Source organism: Pseudomonas sp. Irchel s3a18 (assembly GCF_900187535.1).
Lineage (GTDB): Bacteria > Pseudomonadota > Gammaproteobacteria > Pseudomonadales > Pseudomonadaceae > Aquipseudomonas.
This window is the reverse complement of the sequence record NZ_FYDV01000001.1, coordinates 580,070-601,021: the sequence shown is the minus strand read 5'-3', so window position 1 is coordinate 601,021 and position 20,952 is coordinate 580,070. Positions and strand designations below refer to the sequence as shown.

General features: G+C 61.5%; 18 protein-coding genes and 2 pseudogenes. 8 read left to right on the top strand and 12 right to left on the bottom strand.

Features of this window, described 5'->3' with window-relative positions; all coding sequences use genetic code 11:
* Positions 1 to 180 (top strand): annotated as a pseudogene (locus CKW29_RS26240) (hypothetical protein); the annotation flags it as partial.
* Here the strand turns inward: CKW29_RS26240 and CKW29_RS02475 are convergent.
* Together CKW29_RS02475 and CKW29_RS02470 are read right to left on the bottom strand one after the other, a co-directional pair.
* On the bottom strand, positions 160 to 1,530 hold the full coding sequence (locus CKW29_RS02475) for an amidase (RefSeq protein ID WP_095147860.1): 1,371 nt from the start codon (positions 1,528 to 1,530) through the stop codon (positions 160 to 162). The pseudogene CKW29_RS26240 and the gene CKW29_RS02475 sit on opposite strands and share 21 nt — an antisense overlap.
* Positions 1,527 to 1,952, bottom strand: a complete 426-nt coding sequence (locus tag CKW29_RS02470; RefSeq protein ID WP_095147859.1) for a VOC family protein — start codon at positions 1,950 to 1,952, stop codon at positions 1,527 to 1,529. Before CKW29_RS02470 ends, CKW29_RS02475 begins: the two co-directional genes overlap by 4 nt.
* Positions 1,953 to 2,063: 111 nt before the next feature.
* On the opposite strand from CKW29_RS02470, the pseudogene CKW29_RS02465 reads away from it, so the two are divergent.
* Positions 2,064 to 2,938: pseudogene (locus tag CKW29_RS02465) on the top strand (LysR substrate-binding domain-containing protein).
* Positions 2,939 to 3,048: 110 nt separating this feature from the next.
* Here CKW29_RS02465 and fabI read toward each other — a convergent pair.
* The 8 genes from fabI to gloB form a co-directional block, all read right to left on the bottom strand.
* Positions 3,049 to 3,843, bottom strand: coding sequence for an enoyl-ACP reductase FabI (gene fabI, locus CKW29_RS02460; RefSeq protein WP_095146575.1), 795 nt, complete (start codon positions 3,841 to 3,843; stop codon positions 3,049 to 3,051).
* A 19-nt stretch (positions 3,844 to 3,862) separates the two neighbouring features.
* Positions 3,863 to 5,473, bottom strand: coding sequence for an ABC transporter ATP-binding protein (locus CKW29_RS02455; RefSeq protein WP_095147858.1), 1,611 nt, complete (start codon positions 5,471 to 5,473; stop codon positions 3,863 to 3,865).
* Between the two features lies 1 nt (position 5,474).
* Positions 5,475 to 6,494 carry an ABC transporter permease gene (locus CKW29_RS02450; protein WP_095146573.1) on the bottom strand — a complete coding sequence of 340 codons (1,020 nt, stop codon included), beginning with the start codon at positions 6,492 to 6,494 and terminating at the stop codon, positions 5,475 to 5,477.
* 1 nt (position 6,495) lies between these two features.
* Positions 6,496 to 7,569, bottom strand: coding sequence for a microcin C ABC transporter permease YejB (locus tag CKW29_RS02445; RefSeq protein WP_095146572.1), 1,074 nt, complete (start codon positions 7,567 to 7,569; stop codon positions 6,496 to 6,498).
* 1 nt (position 7,570) lies between these two features.
* Complete coding sequence (locus CKW29_RS02440) at positions 7,571 to 9,403, bottom strand: extracellular solute-binding protein (protein ID WP_095146571.1); 1,833 nt, start codon at positions 9,401 to 9,403, stop codon at positions 7,571 to 7,573.
* Positions 9,400 to 11,232: an extracellular solute-binding protein gene (locus CKW29_RS02435; RefSeq protein ID WP_095147857.1), complete on the bottom strand. Its 1,833-nt coding sequence runs from the start codon at positions 11,230 to 11,232 to the stop codon at positions 9,400 to 9,402. Before CKW29_RS02435 ends, CKW29_RS02440 begins: the two co-directional genes overlap by 4 nt.
* A gap of 212 nt (positions 11,233 to 11,444) precedes the next feature.
* Complete coding sequence (locus tag CKW29_RS02430; RefSeq protein ID WP_095146569.1) at positions 11,445 to 12,866, bottom strand: LysM peptidoglycan-binding domain-containing protein; 1,422 nt, start codon at positions 12,864 to 12,866, stop codon at positions 11,445 to 11,447.
* Positions 12,867 to 12,965: 99 nt separating this feature from the next.
* Positions 12,966 to 13,733, bottom strand: coding sequence for a hydroxyacylglutathione hydrolase (gene gloB / locus CKW29_RS02425; RefSeq protein ID WP_095146568.1), 768 nt, complete (start codon positions 13,731 to 13,733; stop codon positions 12,966 to 12,968).
* 133 nt (positions 13,734 to 13,866) lie between these two features.
* On the opposite strand from gloB, the gene CKW29_RS02420 reads away from it, so the two are divergent.
* Entirely contained in the window at positions 13,867 to 14,625 is a 759-nt protein-coding gene (locus tag CKW29_RS02420) for a class I SAM-dependent methyltransferase (protein WP_095077140.1), read from the top strand.
* A 92-nt stretch (positions 14,626 to 14,717) separates the two neighbouring features.
* Complete coding sequence (gene rnhA / locus CKW29_RS02415; RefSeq protein ID WP_095077139.1) at positions 14,718 to 15,170, top strand: ribonuclease HI; 453 nt, start codon at positions 14,718 to 14,720, stop codon at positions 15,168 to 15,170.
* Positions 15,171 to 15,191: 21 nt separating this feature from the next.
* Here rnhA and CKW29_RS02410 read toward each other — a convergent pair whose 3' ends face one another.
* A complete protein-coding gene (locus tag CKW29_RS02410; RefSeq protein ID WP_256584817.1) occupies positions 15,192 to 16,142 on the bottom strand; it encodes a glycerophosphodiester phosphodiesterase family protein in 951 nt (316 codons plus the stop codon).
* A gap of 137 nt (positions 16,143 to 16,279) precedes the next feature.
* Positions 16,280 to 17,170 carry a LysR family transcriptional regulator gene (locus CKW29_RS02405; protein WP_095147855.1) on the bottom strand — a complete coding sequence of 297 codons (891 nt, stop codon included), beginning with the start codon at positions 17,168 to 17,170 and terminating at the stop codon, positions 16,280 to 16,282.
* Between the two features lie 127 nt (positions 17,171 to 17,297).
* Here CKW29_RS02405 and CKW29_RS02400 point away from each other — a divergent pair, with 127 nt between their 5' ends.
* The 4 genes from CKW29_RS02400 to CKW29_RS02385 all read left to right on the top strand — a co-directional run bounded on the left by CKW29_RS02400 (position 17,298) and on the right by CKW29_RS02385 (position 20,837).
* Positions 17,298 to 18,446: a muconate cycloisomerase family protein gene (locus CKW29_RS02400; RefSeq protein WP_177452373.1), complete on the top strand. Its 1,149-nt coding sequence runs from the start codon at positions 17,298 to 17,300 to the stop codon at positions 18,444 to 18,446.
* Positions 18,447 to 18,456: 10 nt separating this feature from the next.
* Positions 18,457 to 18,747, top strand: a complete 291-nt coding sequence (catC, locus tag CKW29_RS02395) for a muconolactone Delta-isomerase (protein WP_095146565.1) — start codon at positions 18,457 to 18,459, stop codon at positions 18,745 to 18,747.
* A 51-nt stretch (positions 18,748 to 18,798) separates the two neighbouring features.
* On the top strand, positions 18,799 to 19,728 hold the full coding sequence (gene catA / locus CKW29_RS02390) for a catechol 1,2-dioxygenase (RefSeq protein ID WP_095146564.1): 930 nt from the start codon (positions 18,799 to 18,801) through the stop codon (positions 19,726 to 19,728).
* Between the two features lie 152 nt (positions 19,729 to 19,880).
* Positions 19,881 to 20,837, top strand: coding sequence for an AraC family transcriptional regulator (locus tag CKW29_RS02385; RefSeq protein ID WP_095146563.1), 957 nt, complete (start codon positions 19,881 to 19,883; stop codon positions 20,835 to 20,837).
* Positions 20,838 to 20,952 lie beyond the last annotated feature (115 nt).

Here is a 20,952-nt window from a genome sequence, read left to right as displayed (position 1 = left end):
ATGCGGCGGCACCTGTTTTTGGGCACCGTGCTGCTGTTCGGGATGGGCGGTTACGCCCCGGACCTGTTTGCTGAGGACCAGGCGGCATTGACCGCGTTTGCCACGGTGCAGAAGGTCTTCCAGAACCCGCGCTGCCAGAACTGCCATATCCCTGGCGACTCACCCCTGCAGTTCGGTGCGGCGGGTTTCGAGGTTTGGAGCCGCTGGGGTGTTGTTCAAGGTTGCGGCCACCTGGCGGGCGACCCACAGCAGTTGGCGGTCGTTTCTGAATCCAGCGATCAGTTGCAACCCGATCGGTAGCAGACCCTCTGCGCGCTTCAGTGGGAGGTTCAATTGCGGCCAGCCGAACGCGCCCCAGAACTTGATGAAATCCGAGGGGCCGGTTGATGCCAGACCGGCTGGCGCGACCATGGCGCAACTGACGTCGAGCATGGCATCGAAGGATTGGCAATGCCGGGCCAACTGTGGGGCGAGCCGGGACAGGCGGGCTTTAGCTGCTGACTCTTTCTCCCAGGTCGTGGCCTGTGCACGCTCGAACATTGCCAACAGGGCGTCGCTGAGTTGCTCGCGCCGGGCGTGGAATTCCTTGGCGAGTGAGCGCGCACCTTCGCAATCATTGATCAAGGCGTGATCATCGAATACACCCGCGAATGACACGGGCAGTTGCACCTCTTCCACCTGGTGCCCGGCGGCGCGCAGTTGGGCGATAGCGGCCAGCAGTGTGTCGGCAACGGACGGCTCGACCTGCTCCCCGTGCGGGGGCCGGCACAGGCCCAGGCGTAACGGGCGGTGTTCGCCGGTGACGACGGTAAAACCGGGAATCAGCACGCGCGCGACACGTTCGAGGTCGCGTACCGAGCGACCGTACCAGCCGACCGTGTCAAAACTCTGGGCCAAGGGTTTGACACCTTCCAGGGAAACCAGCCCAAGGGAAGGCTTGAAGGCATGGAGGCCGCAATAGGCAGCGGGCTTGAGCAATGATCCGGCTGTCTGGGTACCCAGAGCCAGTGCAAAGAAACCCGCGGCCATCCCGGCGGCCGAGCCGGCACTGGAGCTGCCGGGCGTGTGCGCAAGGTTGTGGGGGTTGCGCGTGGGCCCCGTGTGCATATACGCGAATTCCGTCGTGTGGGTCTTACCCATGATCAACGCGCCGGCTTGATGCAACAGGGTGACCACATGGGCATCTCGGGAAGGCTGATGGCCGGCATACAGAGGCGAATAGAACTGTGTCGGCAGGTCGGCGCTGTCAAAGATGTCTTTTATGCCCACCGGTACGCCGGCCAGCAACCCTTGATGGCCCTCTAGCGCAAGCCCGTTGGCTTGAGCGCGCACACCCTGTGGGTCGAAAGCGGCGAACGCCTGCACGCAGGGCTCATGCGCTTCGATCCGCCGCAGGAAATGTTCGGCAACCCGGTTGCAGGACGTTTGACCACTGCGCACCGAATCACTGATACCGCTGGCATCCAGTTGGTTGAGCGGCGCATCGCGGTCATCGGCGTTTGCCAGGAGCGGCGAGGGACGGACGCTCATTTGGCGAACAACTGGTCGATATGCTTGAACGCCTTGAACTCCAGCGCGTTGCCACAGGGGTCGAACAGAAACATCGTCGCCTGCTCGCCCACCAGGCCCTTGAAGCGGATGCCGGGTTCGATCACGAAGCGTGTGCCCAGCGTTGTGAGGCGTTCGGCCAGGGACTCCCATTCCGTCATCGACAGCACCACACCAAAATGCGGAACCGGCACGTCATGGCCGTCCACCGCATTGGTGTGGGCGGCTTCCTGGGTGGCGGTTTCAGGGTGTTGGTGGATGACCAGTTGATGGCCGAAGAAATTGAAATCCACCCAGTGCTCGCTTGAGCGGCCTTCTTCAAGGCCGAAAACCTGGCCGTAAAACCGCCGTGCAGCGTTTAGGTCATAGACCGGGATAGCCAGATGGAAAGGAGAGATGCTCATGACGATCAGCCTCGGGGTAGGGGAGTCAGCTGATTCTAGTGGTGTTAATTTCGATTAAAAGACGATAATTTTTGCGTCCAGCTCAAATAATATCGATCAATCGGAACCCTCATGCTGCGTGAACTGAAAACCTTTATCGCGGTGACCCGCTATGGCACTTTCGCTGCGGCCGGCATGCACATAGGCCTGACCCAGTCGGCGGTCAGTGCACAAATGCGCAATCTGGAACAGGCGCTGGGGATCCGTTTGTTTGACCGTACCGGGCGCCAGGCGATTCTCAATGCGGCCGGACAGCGGGCATTGCCGATGGCGCGGGAGATGCTTGAGCTGTTCCAGCGCATGGCGGTCAGCGACGACGTCAGTGAGTTTCGTGGCGAACTGAAGATCGGCGCCGTGGCGACGGTGCAGACCGGATTGTTACCTCAGGCGTTGCTACGCTTGCGACAACAGGCGCCATTGCTTGAGGTGAAGCTGGTGCCCGGGGTTTCCCTTGACCTGTTGAGTCAGGTGGACACGGGCGAAGTCGACCTGGCACTGCTGATCAAGCCACCCTTCGATCTGCCCAAGGAGATGTCGGTCCAGGTCGTGCGCAAGGAACCCTTTGTACTGATCGTTCCGTCGAACCTTGAGGGCGACGATCCGTTGCAGTTGCTGGCTGACCATCCCCATGTCCGCTACGACCGTAATTCATTTGGTGGCCGGCTGGTGACACGGTTTTTGCGTGAGCAGCAGATCGAGGTGAAAGTGGCTCTGGAGCTGGACGAACTGGAGGCCATCGTGAAAATGGTCGAATGTGGCTTGGGGTGTCGTTGCTGCCCCTGGCCGGGCTCTGGCTTGAGCGCAGCATGAAGGTCAGGGTTGTCGAGATGGGTGAGCTGACGTTTTACCGGGAGATCGTGCTGTTGCAGCGTTACAGCCAGCGTACACAACCCATCCAGCAGTTGTTTGCAGGGTGTCTGACGCCGACCGACCCCGATCAGTGCTGAAGTACTCATGAAAACAAAACACCCTGCGAAAGCGTGGCCCTCGCAGGGTGTGGGGGTGACCTTCTGATAAACCCGCCTCAATCGGCGGGTTCATTGTCACACCGCGAAGATCACTCTTCGATGCTGCCCATGGCGGTGGTGTTGAAGCCGCCATCCACGTACATGATTTCGCCGCTGATGCCGGAAGCCAGGTCCGAGCACAGGAAGGCGCCGGCGTTGCCGACTTCGTCGATGGTGACGTTACGACGCAGCGGAGTTTGCGCTTCGTTGGCGGCCAGCATCTTGCGGAAGTTCTTGATGCCGGAAGCAGCCAGAGTGCGGATCGGGCCTGCCGATACGCAGTTGACGCGGGTGCCGTCCGGGCCCAGGGAGCCGGCCAGGTAACGTACGCCCGCTTCCAGGGAGGCCTTGGCCATGCCCATCACGTTGTAGTTCGGCATGGTGCGTTCGGCACCCAGGTACGACAGGGTCAGCAGGCTGCCGTTGCGGCCTTTCATCATTTCGCGGCCAGCCTTGGCCAGGGCCACGAAGCTGTAGGCGCTGATGTCGTGAGCGATGCGGAAGCCTTCACGGGTGGTGGCTTCGGTGAAGTCGCCGTCCAGTTGGTCGCCCGGGGCGAAGCCCACGGAGTGCACGATGCAGTCCAGGCCGTCCCACTTCTTGCTCAGTGCTTCGAAGACCTTGGCGATTTCTTCATCGCTGGCCACGTCACACGGGAAGCACAGCTCAGGGCTCGAGCCCCAGCCTTGTGCGAATTCTTCGACACGACCTTTCAGTTTGTCGTTCTGATAAGTGAAGGCAAGCTCAGCGCCCTCGCGATGCATGGCGGCAGCAATGCCGGATGCGATGGACAGCTTGCTGGCGACACCGACGATCAGTACGCGCTTACCGGCGAGAAAACCCATGTGTTGCTCCTCTTTCAGGTTATTCGGCTATTGCTGGGGCCAGGAAAGCGGCCTCCAGCAACTGCTGGGTATAAGGATGTTGCGGTGCGGCAAAGATACCTTGCGCATCACCTTGTTCGACCACTTGGCCATGCTTGACCACCATCAATTGGTGGCTCAGCGCTTTCACCACAGCCAGGTCATGGCTGATGAACAGATACGTCAGGTTGTACTTGCTTTGCAGTCTGCGCAGCAGTTCAACCACCTGGCGTTGCACGGTGCGGTCCAGAGCCGAGGTCGGCTCGTCCAGCAAAATCAACGCCGGTTTTAGCACTAAAGCCCGGGCAATGGCGATTCTTTGCCGTTGCCCGCCGGAAAATTCATGGGGGTAGCGGTGCCGGGTTTCCGGGTCCAGGCCTACCTCCTCAAGGGCTGCAATGATAGCCAGTTCCTGTTCGGCCTCCGTGCCGATCTTGTGTATCCGCAGGCCTTCACCGACGATCTGGCTCACGCACATCCGTGGGCTCAGGCTGCCGAAGGGGTCCTGGAAGACCACCTGCATTTCCCGCCGAAGCGGCCTTACCTGTTGCTGCGACAGGCAGTCTAGCTGCTTGCCTTCAAAGCGGATCACACCTTTGCTGGCAATCAGGCGCAAAATCGCCAGGCCCAGCGTCGACTTGCCCGAACCACTCTCGCCGACGATGCCCAGGGTCTGGCCCTGGGGCAGGCTGAAGTGGATACCGTCCACTGCCTTGACGTAATCGACGGTGCTGCGCAAAAAGCCTTTCTTGATCGGGAACCAGACTTTCAGGTCCTCGACCTGCAGCAACGGCGGGCCAATTTCATTGGTCGCCGGGTTGCCGCTGGGCTCCGCTGCCAGCAGCTCCCGCGTGTACGGATGCTGCGGCGCGCGAAACAATTGTTCACACGATGCCTGTTCGACGATGCAACCGCGCTGCATGACACATACGCGGTGCGCAATTCTTTGCACCAGATTCAAATCGTGGCTGATCAGCAGCAGGGCCATGCCCAGGCGGGCCTGTAATTCCTTGAGCAGTTCGAGGATTTTCAGCTGAACGGTCACATCCAGCGCGGTGGTTGGCTCGTCGGCGATCAACAGCTCCGGCTCGTTGGCCAGGGCCATGGCGATCATCACCCGTTGCCGCTGGCCGCCGGACAACTCGTGGGGCAGGGCCTTGAGCCGTTTATGCGGTTCGGGAATGCCCACCAGCTCCAGTAGCTCGAGGGTGCGCCGGGTTGCCACCTTGCCGGTCAGGCCTTTGTGAATGCCCAATACCTCGTTGATCTGCTTCTCGATCGAGTGCAGCGGGTTGAGCGAGGTCATGGGCTCCTGAAAGATCATCGCAATCCGGTTGCCGCGAATGTGCCGGATGGTTTTCTCTTTCAGGCTCAGCAGATCATGCCCGGCATACTGGATGGTGCCGCTGGGGTGGCTCGCCAGGGGGTAGGGCAGCAGGCGCAGGATCGAGTGCGCCGTCACGGATTTTCCCGAGCCGCTTTCGCCCACCAGCGCCAGGGTTTCCCCGCGCTTGATGTCGAAGCTGACGCCTTCGACCACCCGTTGTCGAGACTCACCGCTGGTGAACTCGACGCAGAGGTCGCGCACTTCGATCAGATTGTCCTGATTCATTTCACTTCCTCGGGTCGAAGGCATCGCGAGCTGACTCGCCGATAAACACCAGCAGACTCAACATCAGCGCCAGCACCGCAAAGGCGCTGATGCCGAGCCAGGGCGCCTGCAGGTTGGACTTGCCCTGGGCCACCAGCTCGCCCAGCGACGCGCTGCCGGCAGGGAGGCCGAAGCCGAGGAAGTCCAGCGCGGTCAAGGTGCCGATGGCGCCCGTGAGGATGAAGGGCATGAAGGTCATGGTCGAAACCATGGCATTGGGCAGGATGTGCCGGAACATGATCGCGCCATTGCGCATGCCCAGCGCCCGGGCGGCGCGCACGTACTCCAGGTTACGCCCGCGCAGGAACTCGGCACGCACCACGTCCACCAGGCTCATCCAGGAAAACAGCAACATGATGCCCAGCAGCCACCAGAAGTTGGGTTGTACGAAGCTGGCGAGGATGATCAGCAGGTACAGCACCGGCAATCCGGACCAGATTTCCAGGAAACGCTGGCCGGCCAGGTCGACCCAGCCGCCATAGAAGCCCTGCAAGGCCCCGGCGATCACGCCGATGATCGAGCTCAGCAGGGTCAGTGTCAGGGCAAACAGTACCGATACCCGGAACCCATAGATCACCCGCGCCAGCACATCGCGTCCCTGGTCGTCGGTGCCCAGCAGGTTGTCCGCCGAGGGCGGGCCCGGGGCCGGTACTTTCAGGTCGTAGTTGATGCTCTGGTAGCTGAACGGGATCGGCGCCCACAGGGTCCAGGCGTCCTTGGCCTTGAGCAGCTCACGGATGTACGGGCTCTTGTAGTTGGCTTCCAGGGGGAATTCGCCACCGAAGGTGGTTTCCGGGTAGCGCTTGAGGGCCGGGAAGTACCACTGGCCGTCGTAATGCACGGCCAGCGGTTTGTCGTTGGCGATCAGTTCGGCGCCCAGGCTGGCGCCGAATAGGACCAGGAACAGCCACAGCGACCACCAGCCACGCTTGTTGGCCTTGAACAGCTCGAAACGTCGGCGATTGAGAGGGGAAAGGCGCATCTCAATGCTCCCGTGTTTCGAAGTCGATACGTGGATCGACCAGGGTGTAGGTCAGGTCGCCGATCAGTTTCACCACCAGCCCCAGCAGGGTGAAGATGAACAGGGTGCCGAAGACCACCGGGTAGTCGCGGTTGATCGCCGCCTCGAAACTCATCAGACCGAGGCCGTCGAGGGAGAAGATCACTTCCACCAGGAGGGAACCGGTGAAGAAAATGCCGATAAAGGCCGAAGGAAAGCCCGCGATCACCAGCAGCATGGCGTTGCGGAACACATGGCCATAGAGCACGCGGTGTCGGGTCAGGCCCTTGGCCTTGGCGGTGACCACATACTGCTTGTTGATTTCATCCAGGAAGCTGTTTTTGGTCAGCAGGGTCATGGTGGCGAAGTTACCGATCACCAGCGCGGTCACAGGCAGCGCCAGGTGCCAGAAGTAATCGAGGACCTTGCCGCCCAGGCTCAGCTCGTCGAAGTCGTTCGAGGTCAGGCCGCGCAAGGGGAACCAGTCCAGGTAACTGCCACCGGCAAACACCACGATCAGCAGGATGGCGAACAGGAATGCCGGGATCGCGTAGCCGACAATGATCGCCGAACTGGTCCAGATGTCGAAGTGGCTGCCATGCCGGGTGGCCTTGGCGATCCCCAGGGGTATCGACACCAGGTACATGATCAGGGTGCTCCACAGTCCGAGGGAGATCGACACCGGCAGCTTTTCCTTGATCAGGTCGATGACCTTGGCGTCGCGGAAGAAGCTGTCGCCGAAATCCAGGCGGGCGTAGTTCTTGATCATGATCCACAAGCGTTCCGGTGCCGACTTGTCGAAACCGTACATGTGTTCGATTTCCTTGATCAGCGCCGGGTCCAGGCCTTGGGCGCCCCGATAGCTGGAGCCCGCCACCGAGACTTCGGCGCCGCCACCGGCAATGCGGCTGGTGGCGCCCTCGAAGCCTTCGAGCTTGGCGATCATCTGCTCCACCGGGCCGCCAGGTGCGGCCTGGATGATCAAGAAGTTGATCAGCAGGATGCCGAACAGGGTCGGGATGATCAGCAACAGTCGCCGTAATATGTACGCCAGCATCTTATTGCTCCACGCCCGTTTGCTCTTTGCTCAGGACTTCGATCGCAGGTTTGGCGTCGGGTTTGATCCACCAGGTGTTGATGCCCACGTCATAGGTGGGCGGGACCTGCGGATGGCCGATGTGATTCCAGTAGGCCACGCGCCAAGTCTTGATGTGCCAGTTGGGGATCACGTAATAGCCCCATTGCAGCACCCTGTCGAGCGCCCGGGCATGGGCCACCAGGCTGTTGCGCGAGTCGGCATTGATCAGCTCCTCGACCAACTGGTCGATGGCCGGGTCCCTGAGGCCGATGTAGTTGCGGCTACCGGGCTTGTCGGCGCTTTCGGACTTCCAGAACTCACGCTGTTCGTTACCCGGTGAACTGGATTGCGGGAAGCTGCCCACCACCATGTCGAAGTCCCGCGAGCGGACCCGATTGATGTATTGCGATACGTCGACCCGGCGAATCACCAGGTCGATCCCCAGGTCACTCAGGTTGCGCTTGAACGGCAGCAGCACCCGCTCGAACTCGGTCTGGGCCAGCAGAAACTCGATGGTCACCGGTTTACCGGTGGCATCGACCATCTTGTCATCAACGATCCGCCAGCCGGCCTCCTGCAGCAGTTGATAGGCCTGGCGCTGTTGGGCGCGGATCATCCCGCTGCCATCACATACCGGATTCTGGAAGGCTTCGCTGAAGACCTGGTCGGGGATCTTGCCGCGCAACGGCTCGAGGATCGCCAGTTGTGCCGCGTCCGGCAGGCCGGTGGCGGCCATTTCCGAGTTCTCGAAGTAGCTGCGGGTGCGGGCGTAGGCGCCGTTGAACAGTTGCTTGTTGGTCCACTCGAAGTCCAGCAACAGGCTCAGGGCCTGGCGCACGCGCACATCCTGGAACACCGGACGACGCAAGTTGAAGATGAAGCCTTGCATGCCGGTCGGGTTGCCGTTGGGGATCTGTTCCTTGATCAGCCGGCCCTCGGTGACCGCCGGGATGTTGTAGGCGTTGGCCCAGCTCTTCGCGGTCATCTCCAGCCAGTAGTCGAACTGCCCGGCCTTGAGGGCTTCCAGCGCCACGGTGTTGTCGCGGTAGTAGTCGGTGGTCATGACGTCGAAGTTGTAGACCCCCCGATTGATCGGCAGGTCCTTGCCCCAGTAGTCCTTGACGCGTTCATAGCGTACCGAGCGCCCGGCCTTGACCTCGCTGACCTTGTACGGGCCGCTGCCCAGGGGGATTTCCAGGTTGCCCTTGGAGAAGTCTCGGTTTTCCCACCAATGCTTGGGCAGGACCGGAAGCTGGCCGAGAATCAGCGGCAGTTCGCGATTGTTGTTGTGTTTGAACCTGAACAGTACCCGCAGCGGGTCTTCGGCGATCACTTCTTGCACGTCGCCATAGTAGCCACGGTAGAGCGGGGCGCCGCTTTTCATCAGGGTCTGGAAGCTGAACACCACGTCGTCGGCACGCACCGGATGGCCATCATGAAAGCGGGCTTCGGGACGCAGGTAGAAACGCACCCAACTGTTGTCCGGGGCCTTTTCGATCTTGCCGGCGATCAGGCCGTATTCGGTGAAAGGTTCATCCAGGCTCTGCCGGGCCAGGGTGTCGTAGATCAGGTCGATGTCGGTGGCCGCCACGCCTTTGCTGATAAAGGGGTTGAGGCTGTCGAAGCCGCCGAAGCCGGCCTGGCGAAAGGTGCCGCCCTTGGGCGCGTCTGGATTGACGTAGTCGAAGTGCTTGAAGTTTGCCGGGTACTTCGGTGGCTCGTTGTACAGGGTCAGGGCATGTTGCGGGGCCGCGAGGGAAACGCTACACATCCCGGCAAACAGCAGGCCCAGCAGGGTACGCAAAGGCATCATTGGGCTTTCTCCGAAGTCTTCAGCCACCACGCATTCAGCCCGAGGGTGTAGGGCGGCGTGGTGACGAAGGCGAACCGGTTGCGGTACGCCAGGCGATGATAATTGATATACCAGTTGGGGATCATGTAGTGCTGCCACAGCAGCACCCGGTCCAGCGCCTTGCCGGCCGCCAGTTGTTCGTCGCGCGACCTGGCCGCCAGCAGTTGTTCCAGCAGGTGGTCCACCACCGGGTTGGCCACGCCTGCGTAATTCTTGCTGCCCTTGACCCCGACCTGGCTGGAGTGGAAGTACTGCCACTGCTCGAGGCCCGGGCTCAGGGTCTGGTCGAGGGTCATGAGGATCATGTCGAAATCGAACTGGTCCAGTCGCTGTTTGTACTGGGCACGGTCCACCGTGCGCAGGCGGGCATCGACGCCGATGCTGGCCAGGTTTTCGGCGTAGGGCTGGAGGATGCGTTCCAGGTTCGGGTTGACCAGCAGAATTTCGAGGCGCAGCGGCTGGCCGGCGGCATTTTGCAAACGCTGGCCATTGAGTGTCCAGCCGGCCTCCGCGAGCAGGCCCAGGGCCTGGCGCAGGGTGTGTCGGGGAATGCCGCGGCCCTCGGTTTGCGGCAGGCTGAAGGGCACGGTGAACAGTTTGGCGGGCAATTGCTCACGGTAGGGCGAGAGCATCAGCCATTCGTGGCCGACCGGGAGTCCGACGGCGGCGAACTCGCTGTTGGGGTAGTAGCTGGTGGCCCGTTTGTAGGCGCCGCTGAACAGTGTGCGGTTGGTCCATTCGAAGTCGAACATCAGGCCCAGGGCTTCACGCACCCTGGTGTCGGCGAAGGCCCCGCGCCGGGTGTTCATGAACAAACCTTGGGTCTGGGTCGGAATCTGGTGGTTGACCTGGGCCTTGATCACGTCGCCACGGCGTACCGCCGGGAAGTTGTAGGCATTGGCCCAGTTCTTGGCCTGGTGCTCGATGTAGATATCGAACTCGCCCGCCTTGAACGCTTCGAACGCTACCGCGCTGTCGCGGTAGAACTCGACTTCCATGCGGTCGTAGTTGTACTTGCCGCGATTGACCGGCAGGTCCTTGCCCCAGTAGTCCTTGACCCGTTCCAGCACCAGTCGGCGCCCCGGCTGGACCTGGGTGATGCGATAGGGCCCGCTGCCCAGGGGCGGCTCGAAGGTGGTGGCCTGGAAGTCGCGGCCTTTCCAGTAGTGTTGCGGCAGTACCGGCAACTCGCCCAGGCGCAGGATCAACAGCGGGTTGCCCGCGCGCTTGAACACGAAGCGAATGCGCTGCGGGTTGAGGACGTCGACCCGCTGTACTTCCTGAAGGTTGGTGCGGTATCGCGGGTGGCCCTGCTTGAGCAGCAAGCGGTAAGAGAACGCCACATCGTAGGCGGTGATCGGCTTGCCGTCGTGGAAGCGCGCTTCGGGCCGCAGGTTGAACACCACCCAGCTGCGGTCTTCGCTGTATTCGACCGACTGGGCGATCAAGCCATAGCTGGAGGCGGGTTCATCGCCCGAGGGGGCGTACTGCCCGGTGCCGACCATCAACGGCTCGTTCAGCTCGTTGATGCCGTATTGCAGGAAATTCGGGGTGGCAACCGGGCTGGTGCCCTTGAAGGTGTAGGGGTTGAGCGTGTCGAAGGTGCCAAACGCCATGACCCGCAAGGTGCCGCCCTTGGGCGCTTGCGGGTTGACCCAGTCGAAGTGGGTGAATCGGGTCGGGTACTTGAGTGTGCCGAACTGCGCATAACCATGGCTTTCGCTGATCGTGGCGCTTACCGGGGAGCTCAAGGCCAGACTGATCAGGAACAGGGGGAGGGGACGCTTCAAGTCAGAGATCCGATCCAGGCGGCTTGGGCTTTGTGGATCGTACAGTAACAGCTTGTATGCACAGGAAAAAGGTAGGGGTCAACGTTAAGCGAACGTGGACCTTCGTGGGAGCGAGCCAGCTCGCGAAGAACGCAAAAACAACACGTTTAGTCAGAAAACACGCGTTATCGTTAACGTCCATCGCGAGCACGCTCGCTCCTACAGGTGCCGGATCAGTGCGGCTGGTAAACCGTCAGCATCTGCCCGGGCTTGAGGGCCTGGCCCACACGCGGGTTCCAGCGCTTGAGGTGCTGCATCTCGACGTTGAAGCGCTTGGCAACCATGTACAGCGAGTCGCCTTGCTTGACCTTGTACTGGGTCTGCTTCTTGGTGTTGGCGGCGAGCACCGTGGTGGTCCGGCCGCTGCGTCGGGTGTCCTGCATGACCAGGGTCTGGCCGGCCTTGAGGTGCTTGCCGGTCAGGTTGTTCCAGCGTTGCAGGTCCTTGACCTCGACCTTGTTGGCCTTGGCGATGGACGACAGGCTGTCGCCACGCTTGACCCGATAGCTGCGTTTGGCGCCTGCCAGCGCCGGGCCATCGGCCCCTTCGAAAACCGGTTTGAACGAGCGTTTGCTGATCAGCTCCTCGGGTTTCATGGTCGACAGGCTGGCCGTCAGCAGTTGCGCCTTGGACGTCGGCACCAGCAAGTGCTGGGGGCCGTCGATGGTGGTGCGTTGCTTGAAGGCCGGGTTGAGCTGGAACAGTTCGTCTTCGTCGATGTTGGCCACCGCGGCAACCTTGGACAGGTCCATGCGCTGGTTGATTTCGACGACTTCAAAGTAGGGTTCGTTGGCGATCGGGTTGAGGTTCACGCCGTAGGCTTGCGGGGTCAACACCACTTGCGACAGGGCCAGCAACTTGGGCACGTAGGCCTGGGTTTCCGAGGGCAGCGTCAGGTTCCAGTAGTCGGTGGGCAGGCCGAGCCTTTCATTGCGCTCGATGGCCCGGCTGACGGTGCCTTCACCGGCGTTGTAGGCCGCCAGGGCCAGCAGCCAGTCGCCGTTGAACATGTCGTGCAGGCGGCTCAGGTAGTCGAGGGCCGCGGTCGTGGAAGCGGTAATGTCGCGACGACCGTCATAGAAGCGGGTTTGACGCAGGTTGAAGTAGCGCCCGGTGGACGGGATGAACTGCCACAGGCCCACGGCATGGGCACGCGAATAGGCCATCGGGTTGTAGGAGCTTTCAATCACCGGCAGCAGGGCCAGTTCCAGCGGCATGTTGCGTTCATCGAGACGTTCGACGATGTAATGGATGTACAGGCTGCCGCGTTCGCCGGCGTTTTCCAGGACTGACGGGTTGCTGGCAAACCACAGGCGCTGTTGCTCGATGCGTGGGTTGACGCCCAGCCCGTCCTGCAACTGGTAGCCCTGGCGCATGCGTTCCCAGACGTCCTGGGGAATCTCTGGCGTCGGCTTCTCGCTGAGCCAGACCGGCTTCTGTTTGGCGCGGGCAGAAGCCAGGTGGGCCGCGTCGGTTTGCGGCACTTGACTGGTGCTTTGGCAGCCCGCCAGGGTGGCGGACACAGCCACCGCGATGGCTTGTGCCAGGCGGGTCAATGCGTCTGAGTTGATGGACTTACGAATAGATGACGACATTGGCTGGAAGTAAGTTCCGGGCAAAAATGTCGGGCGATTCTAGAAAGCGTACCGGGTGCGGTCAACCATTCAGAATTTTCCGGCCTATGCCCGGCCTGTTTAGAACGTATCTTTCCAAGCCCTCAGGGCCGCAAAAACCTCACTCGGAGACCGGTTATTACGGCCGATCCGTTCGTCTACTTTTTCTTTAACAGATGTTTCTCCGGTACGCAGAAACGGGTTTGTCAGTTTTTCCAGGGCCAGGGTGGAGGGCAGGGACATGCGTCCGGCCTCGCGCAGTTGGGAGACCTTCTCGAAACGCTCGGCGATCGCGGCGTTGTCCGGCTCGACGGCGACGGCAAAGCGCAGGTTGCTCAAGGTGTACTCGTGGGTGCAATACACCAGGGTGTCTTCAGGCAGGGCCGCGAGCCGGCCGAGGGAGTGGTGCATCTGTTCTGGCGTGCCTTCGAACAAACGCCCGCAGCCGGCGGCGAACAGGGTATCGCCACAGAACAGCAGGCCATGATGGTAGTAGGCGATGTGGCCCAGGGTGTGGCCAGGCACCGCATACACCTCGAACGCCCAGCCCAGTACGGTGACACGGTCGTTGTCGTGCAACGCCACGTCCCGCGCCGGGATGTTTTCACTGGCCGGGCCGTAGACCGTGGCGCCCGTCGCTTTTTTCAACCGTTCGACGCCGCCGACGTGATCATGGTGGTGGTGAGTGATCAGGATATCGCTCAGGCGCCAGTCCGGATGTTCGGCCAGCCAGGCCTGCACTGGGGCGGCGTCACCCGGATCGACCACGGCGCAGCACTGGCTGCGGTGATCCTGTAACAACCAGATATAGTTGTCGGTAAAGGCGGGAAGAGCACTGATCTGTATCATCGCGGGATTCGCCAAGCGGTAAACATTAGCGCATCTTAGGGGCTGTTGACGTTGGGTGGCTAGCCGCGGGATACCGCCCATGGTTACTCCTTGGGTTACAGACACTGGAATTCTTGGCGAGTTGGAGAATGCAATGACCGATAAAGCGTTCGCTCAGGCGGATCCGGACTGGTTGGCATTGATCAGCGCAGCCCGCGAGTGGTTGTCCGGTCCCCTCGGGCAATTTCTGCTGGATGAAGAGCGCCGGATGCTCGAAGACGAACTGGGGCGCTTCTTTGGTGGTTACCTGGTGCACTACGGCCCGTCGGCCGAAGCACCGCCCACGGCACCCCAGGTGCAACGCAATGTGCGGCTTGGCGCACCACTGCCGGGGGTGGAGATCGTCTGCGAAGAGCAGGCTTGGCCCCTGAGCGAGCATGCCGCCGACGTGGTGGTGATGCAGCACGGGCTGGATTTCTGCCTGTCGCCCCATGGCTTGCTGCGCGAGGCGGCCAGTGCCGTGCGCCCCGGTGGGCACTTGCTGATTGTCGGCATCAACCCCTGGAGCAGTTGGGGGCTACGCCATGTGTTTGCCCAGGACGCCCTGCGCAAGGCCCGTTGCATTTCGCCGTCGCGGGTTGCCGACTGGCTCAATCTGCTGGGTTTTGCGCTGGAGAAACGCCGCTTCGGGTGCTATCGTCCGCCGCTCGCATCCCCCGCCTGGCAAGCTCGCCTGGCCGGTTGGGAACGCAGGGCCGGTGACTGGCAGTGGTCCGGGGGCGGCTTCTATTTGTTAGTGGCGCGCAAGATCGTCGTCGGCTTGCGACCGGTTCGCCAGGCACGCCGCGAACCGATGGGCAAGCTGATTCCGCTGCCGATGGCCAAGGTCAATCGCCGCGACAGCAAGCCGTAACACTCCCTTTATTTTTCCGGCCGGGCTTGCCCGGCCTCAGGCGTTGTCGGTCCTCGATTGGCAAGCCGCAGACATTTTCTGGATAGATTGGCATGAGCGATAGCGTAGAACTCTTCACCGACGGCGCCTGCAAGGGCAACCCTGGTCCTGGCGGCTGGGGCGCGCTGCTGGTGTGCAAGGGCGTTGAAAAGGAACTCTGGGGGGGCGAAGCCAACACCACCAACAACCGCATGGAGTTGATGGGGGCGATTCGCGGCCTGGAGGAGCTCAAGCGCTCCTGCGACGTGCTGCTGGTGACCGACTCGCAGTATGTGATGAAGGGCATCAACGAGTGGATGGTCAACTGGAAAAAGCGCGGCTGGAAAACCGCAGCCAAGGAACCGGTGAAGAACGCCGACCTGTGGAAGCAGCTCGACGAACAGGTCAACCGCCACAACGTGACCTGGAAGTGGGTTCGCGGACACATCGGCCATCCGGGCAACGAACGCGCTGACCAGTTGGCCAACCGTGGCGTCGATGACGTCCGGGGTTACAAGCAGGACTGAGGCTGTTGTGAGGCTGCCTGGTCATGGACAACGCAGTGGTTGTTCCATGTGCTGCTTGAGCGTTTTCATTTTCTCTGGCGAGTCGACCAGTACCGCGTCGACTCCCAGACAGGCCACCGCTTTATAGTCCTCTGCGGTTTCAGCGCCGATAACCAGCACATTCACTTTGCCCCGGGATGCAAAGCAACGCATTGCATCGGGTGTCCAGAATTTGGCGCTTACCTGGGACCTGGCTTCACCCAGGGTAAAGGTTTCAACCACGGCAACCTTGCGCTGATATTCGAACGCCGCCCAGGTTCCGGGAGAAGGTGGTGCGGGGCAAGACTGCGCGAGTGCAACGCTTGCCAGTCGGTCGCGGGTGTTGTCTCTGGACTCGAACAGCCTGGCGTGAGGGTGACTGGCAAATGCTTGTTGATAGGTGTCGTCGGTCGAATAGATCAGCACGTCGTCCCAGCGTCTGGTGGCGTCCAGTATTTTGGCCACTGCATGAGCTTGAGGCGGCGCTGGTAGCGCCTTCATATCGAGAATGACCCGGGTCGACGGTGGGATTGCTTTCAGGGCCTGTTGCAACGAAGGGATCGGCATCTGTCGTGAACGATAGGGATAGGCACTGTTTTCAGCGGGCTGCTTGAAGTTCCATCCGGCATTGAGCTGTTGCAACTCTGCAAAGGTTTTTTGCGCCACGGGACCGGAACCCTGCGTATTGGCGCTCAAGTCCGCCGGGCGATACAGCACGGGTACGCCGTCGCGGCTCAGCTGCACGGTGAGCCAGATCATGTCGGCGTGATTGCGCAGCGCGGCTTCGATGGCCAGCAAGGTGTTTTCTGGATAGTCCGCTGTACCCGCCCGGTGAGCGACGATCAAGGGCAGATGCTCGACCAGGCGAGCGTCGGGCGCGGTGTTCGGCCGCGAGGAGCAACCGGTGCCGAGCACCGCTGCAATCAGCAGACAAAAAATTCGTTGCGTGGTCATCAGGGCTTACTCACCTCAGGCATGGCGAAATCGGAGTATTCATTGCCCATGATGCATGAACGAAGCAGCAGGCCGTCAATTCAGGTGTTTTTACAGCGTGAGGTTTGCTACTGAATGTTAAAAACTGCGCAGGGTCGTCACAGTCGGGGACGCATACGCAATTCCTCGATCATTCTCAGGCAATGACTCAACCCCGGTGACACATCGCCGACGCGCCGACTCAGGATGATCGGCGAGGTGGCATTGGTTTCCAGCACTGGAGTGAAACCGATGTCGTCGCGGTGCAACAACTGCACCGAGGCCGGCACCAGGGTGACGCCGATCCCGGCGCCCACCAGGCCGATGGCGGTTTGCAGTTCGTTGGTCCACTGCGCGACCTTGATGCTCACACCGTAGGACTCGAACAGCGCGATCACATGGTCGGCATAGCTGGGACGGGGATTGCCGGGGTAGAGCACAAACGGCTCATCGGCCAGCTCGGTGAGGCTGATGGGGCCAGCCAGCAGTGGATGTCCAGCGGGCAGGGCCGCCACCAGCCGGTCTTCGTTCAATACGGTCTGGATGATCGCCGGGTCATCGATGCGAATCCGCCCGAAACCGACGTCGATCCGGCCTGCCTTGAGGGCCTGCACCTGTTGCAGGGTGGTCATTTCCGACAGCCCCAGTTCCAGCTCCATGGCGTCATTGCTGCGCAGGCGACGGATCAGCTCCGGCAGCACGCCATACAAGGTCGAAGGCGCAAAGCCGATGCCCAGCCAGGTCTTTTCGCCCAGGCCGATGCGACGGGTGCTGTCGCAGACCTTGTTCAGCTGTTCCAGCAGTGCTGTGGAGTGTTCAAGGAAAAACCGCCCGGCCTCGGTCAGGCGCAATGGCCGCCCACGCTCAAGCAGCACCACGCCGAGTTCGTCTTCCAACTGCTGGATCTGCCGGCTCAGCGGCGGTTGGGCGATGTGCAGGCGCTCGGCGGCGCGGGTGAAATTCAGGGTTTGCCCCAGCACCTGGAAATACCGCAGATGACGCAGTTCCATGGGTTCTCACTCGTCGAGGGTGGTGTATACCTTTAAGGTATCGATCAAGACCAATTCTATATTGGAACCCGGAAAAAAGCCGTACGAGAATCCATCCCAGAACTTCAAGAACCTGACGGGTATGGACATGCTTTCTTCTGCCATTGAATCGATCGAAACGATCATCGTCGATCTGCCGACCATCCGCCCGCACAAGCTGGCCATGCACACCATGCAGAACCAGACCCTGGTGATCATCCGTGTGCGCTGTGCCGACGGCATCGAAGGCATCGGCGAGGCGACCACCATCGGCGGCCTGGCCTACGGCAATGAAAGCCCGGACAGCATCAAGACCAACATCGATCGCCACTTCGCGCCGCTGCTGCTGGGCCAGGATGCGTGCAACATCAACGCGGCCATGCTGCGCCTGGACCGCAGCATTCGCGGTAATACCTTCGCCAGGTCCGGTATCGAAACTGCCTTGCTCGACGCCCAGGGCAAACGCCTGGGGCTGCCGGTCAGCGAGTTGCTGGGTGGGCGGGTACGTGATTCGCTGCCAGTGGCCTGGACCCTGGCCAGCGGCGATACCGCCAAGGACATCGCCGAAGCCGAGCAGATGCTCGACCTGCGGCGCCACCGGATCTTCAAGTTGAAGATCGGGGCTGGCGAAGTCGACCGCGACCTGGCGCACGTGATTGCCATCAAGAAAGCCCTGGGCGACCGTGCCAGCGTGCGGGTCGACGTCAACCAGGCCTGGGACGAAGCGGTGGCGCTGCGGGCCTGCCGGATCCTGGGTGGCAACGGCATCGACCTGATCGAACAACCGATTTCCCGCAACAACCGCGCCGGTATGGCGCGCCTCAATGCCATCAGCCCGGCACCGATCATGGCGGACGAGTCGATCGAGTGCGTCGAAGATGCGTTCAACCTGGCCCGTGAAGGCGCGGCGTCGGTGTTCGCCCTGAAGATCGCCAAGAACGGTGGCCCGCGCGCGGTGTTGCGCACAGCGGCAATTGCCGAGGCGGCGGGGATCGGCCTGTACGGCGGCACCATGCTCGAAGGCGGGATCGGCACCCTGGCCTCGGCCCATGCCTTTCTGACCTTGAATAAGCTGGCGTGGGACACCGAGTTGTTCGGCCCGCTGTTGCTGACTGAGGACATCCTCAGCGAAGCGCCGGTGTACCGCGATTTCCACCTGCATGTTTCCAGGGCGCCTGGCCTTGGCCTGACTCTGGACGAGGAGCGCCTGGCGTTCTTCCGCCGCGACAAAACCTCCACTGCCATTCATTCCGCCTGAGGAGATGCGCATGTTGTTCCACGTAAAGATGACCGTGAACCTGCCGGTCGACATGAATCCCGAGCAGGCCGCCCAGCTCAAGGCCGATGAAAAGGCCCTGGCCCAGCGCCTGCAGCAACAGGGCAAGTGGCGGCACCTGTGGCGTATCGCCGGGTTGTACGCCAACTACAGCGTGTTCGACGTCGACAGCGTGCAGGAGCTGCACGACCTGCTGATGCAACTGCCGCTGTATCCCTACATGGCTATCGAAGTGAACGCGATGTGCAGGCATCCTTCCTCTATTCATGAGGATGATCGCTGATTCGTTGTTTGCCTGTTCTGTACTCTAATAAATACAAGATGAGGATTAATCATGAACGTCAGAATTTCCCACACTGCCAGCGCCCAGAAGTTCCTCGAAGACGCCAGCGGCCTGCTCAACGACCAGGGCAATCCACGGGCCAAGGCGTTGATCTACCGCATCCTGCGCGATTCGGTGAACATCATTGAAGACCTGCAGGTGACCCCGCAAGAGTTCTGGAAAGCCGTCAACTACCTCAACGAGCTGGGCGCACGCCAGGAAGCCGGTCTACTGGTTGCAGGCCTTGGCCTGGAACACTACCTGGACCTGTTGATGGACGCCGAAGACGAGCAGGCCGGCAAGGCCGGTGGCACCCCGCGCACCATCGAAGGCCCGCTGTACGTGGCCGGCGCGCCGTTGGCCGAAGGTTTTGCGCGACTGGACGACGGGGTCGATCCGGGCGTGGTGCTGTTCATGCAGGGCCAGGTCAAGAACACCGATGGCACGCCGCTGGCCGGCGCCGTGGTGGATGTCTGGCACGCCAACACCGGCGGCACCTATTCGTACTTCGATGGCAGCCAGTCGGAATTCAACCTGCGTCGCCGGATCGTCACCGATGCCGAAGGCCGCTACCGCCTCCAGAGCATCGTGCCGTCGGGTTATGGCTGCCCGCCGGACGGTCCGACCCAGCAACTGCTCGATCAACTGGGCCGTCATGGCCAGCGCCCGGCGCACATTCACTTCTTCATCTCGGCGGACGATCATCGCCACCTGACCACCCAGATCAACCTGGACGGTGACCAGTACCTGCACGATGACTTCGCCTACGCCACCCGTGACGAACTGATCGCCAGGATCACCTTCAGCGACGATCAGCAGCGTGCGGCCGAGCATGGCGTCAGCGGGCGTTTCGCCGAGATCGACTTCGATTTCACCTTGCAGTCGACGGCACAGCCGCAAGAACAACAGCGCAGCGAGCGGGTTCGCGCACTGGAGGCCTGAAGTCGCTGAGGTCCTGGCCACGAGATAACCCACCGTTTATCTCGTGGCTTTGCGTTATGGAATGACACCCATAGAATGATCGGGCCCGATGTACTGGGCGGGCGCCACTCGCGACCCGCCACAGCCTATAAAAACAATGAGAGTGACCGGTTATGCAAGCGCATCTATTGAGTGAGCGCAGCAGCGTGTTTGTCCAGGCCGACCCCTACGCGGTGTCGGGCTATGTCAATCAGCACGTGGGCAGCCATTGCATCCGCCTGCCCCGCAGCGGTAGCCCGCAGGCCAGTCTCAATCACAGCAAATTCGCCAGCCTGGACCTGTGCCGTATCAGTTACGGCGGCAGCGTGCGGGTGACCTCGCCGGCGCTGGAAACCATTTTTCACCTGCAAGTGCTGCTCAAGGGCCATTGCCTGTGGCGCGGCCATCGCCAGGAGCACTACTTCGCCCCTGGCGAGCTGCTGCTGATCAACCCGGACGATCCGGTGGACCTGACGTACTCCGACGATTGCGAAAAATTCATCCTGAAAATGCCCGCCAGCCTGCTGGAGTCGGTCTGCCAGGAGCAACGCTGGATTCACCCGGGGCAGGGCGTGCGGTTCCTGGAGAATCGCTACCAGCTGGACGAGCTTGAAGGGTTCGTCAACTTGCTGGGCATGGTCTGTCAGGAGGCCGAGGCGGCCGAGAGCATGCCGCGGGTCCAGGAGCATTACGCGCACATCATCGTGAGCAAGATGCTCAGCCTGATGAAAACCAACGTCAGCCGCGCCGGCCTGGGTTCGCAGTCGGCCAGTTTCGAGCGGATTGCCGACTATATCGAACGTAACCTCAAGCAGGACATCTGCAGCGAGGAGCTGGCTCGCCAGGCGCAGATGAGCCTGCGCTCGCTGTACGGCCTGTTTGAGCGCAACGCCGCCACCACGCCGAAAAACTACATCCGCCAGAAGAAGCTCGAGCGGGTCCAGGCTTGCCTCAGCGACCCGACCTGCACCGTGCGCAACGTCACCGAACTGGCCATGGATTATGGCTTCCTGCACCTGGGGCGGTTCTCCGACAGCTACCGCAAGCAGTTCGGCGAACTGCCCTCCGACACCCTCAAGCGCCGGCATTGATCGCGTCCTCGTTGATTGATCGTTCCCACGCAGGGAGCATGGGAACGATCGGCCCGACACTTGCCAAGCCATTCGTGCGCCTTGCACAAAACGGATAACGATCTGCACCCAGCGG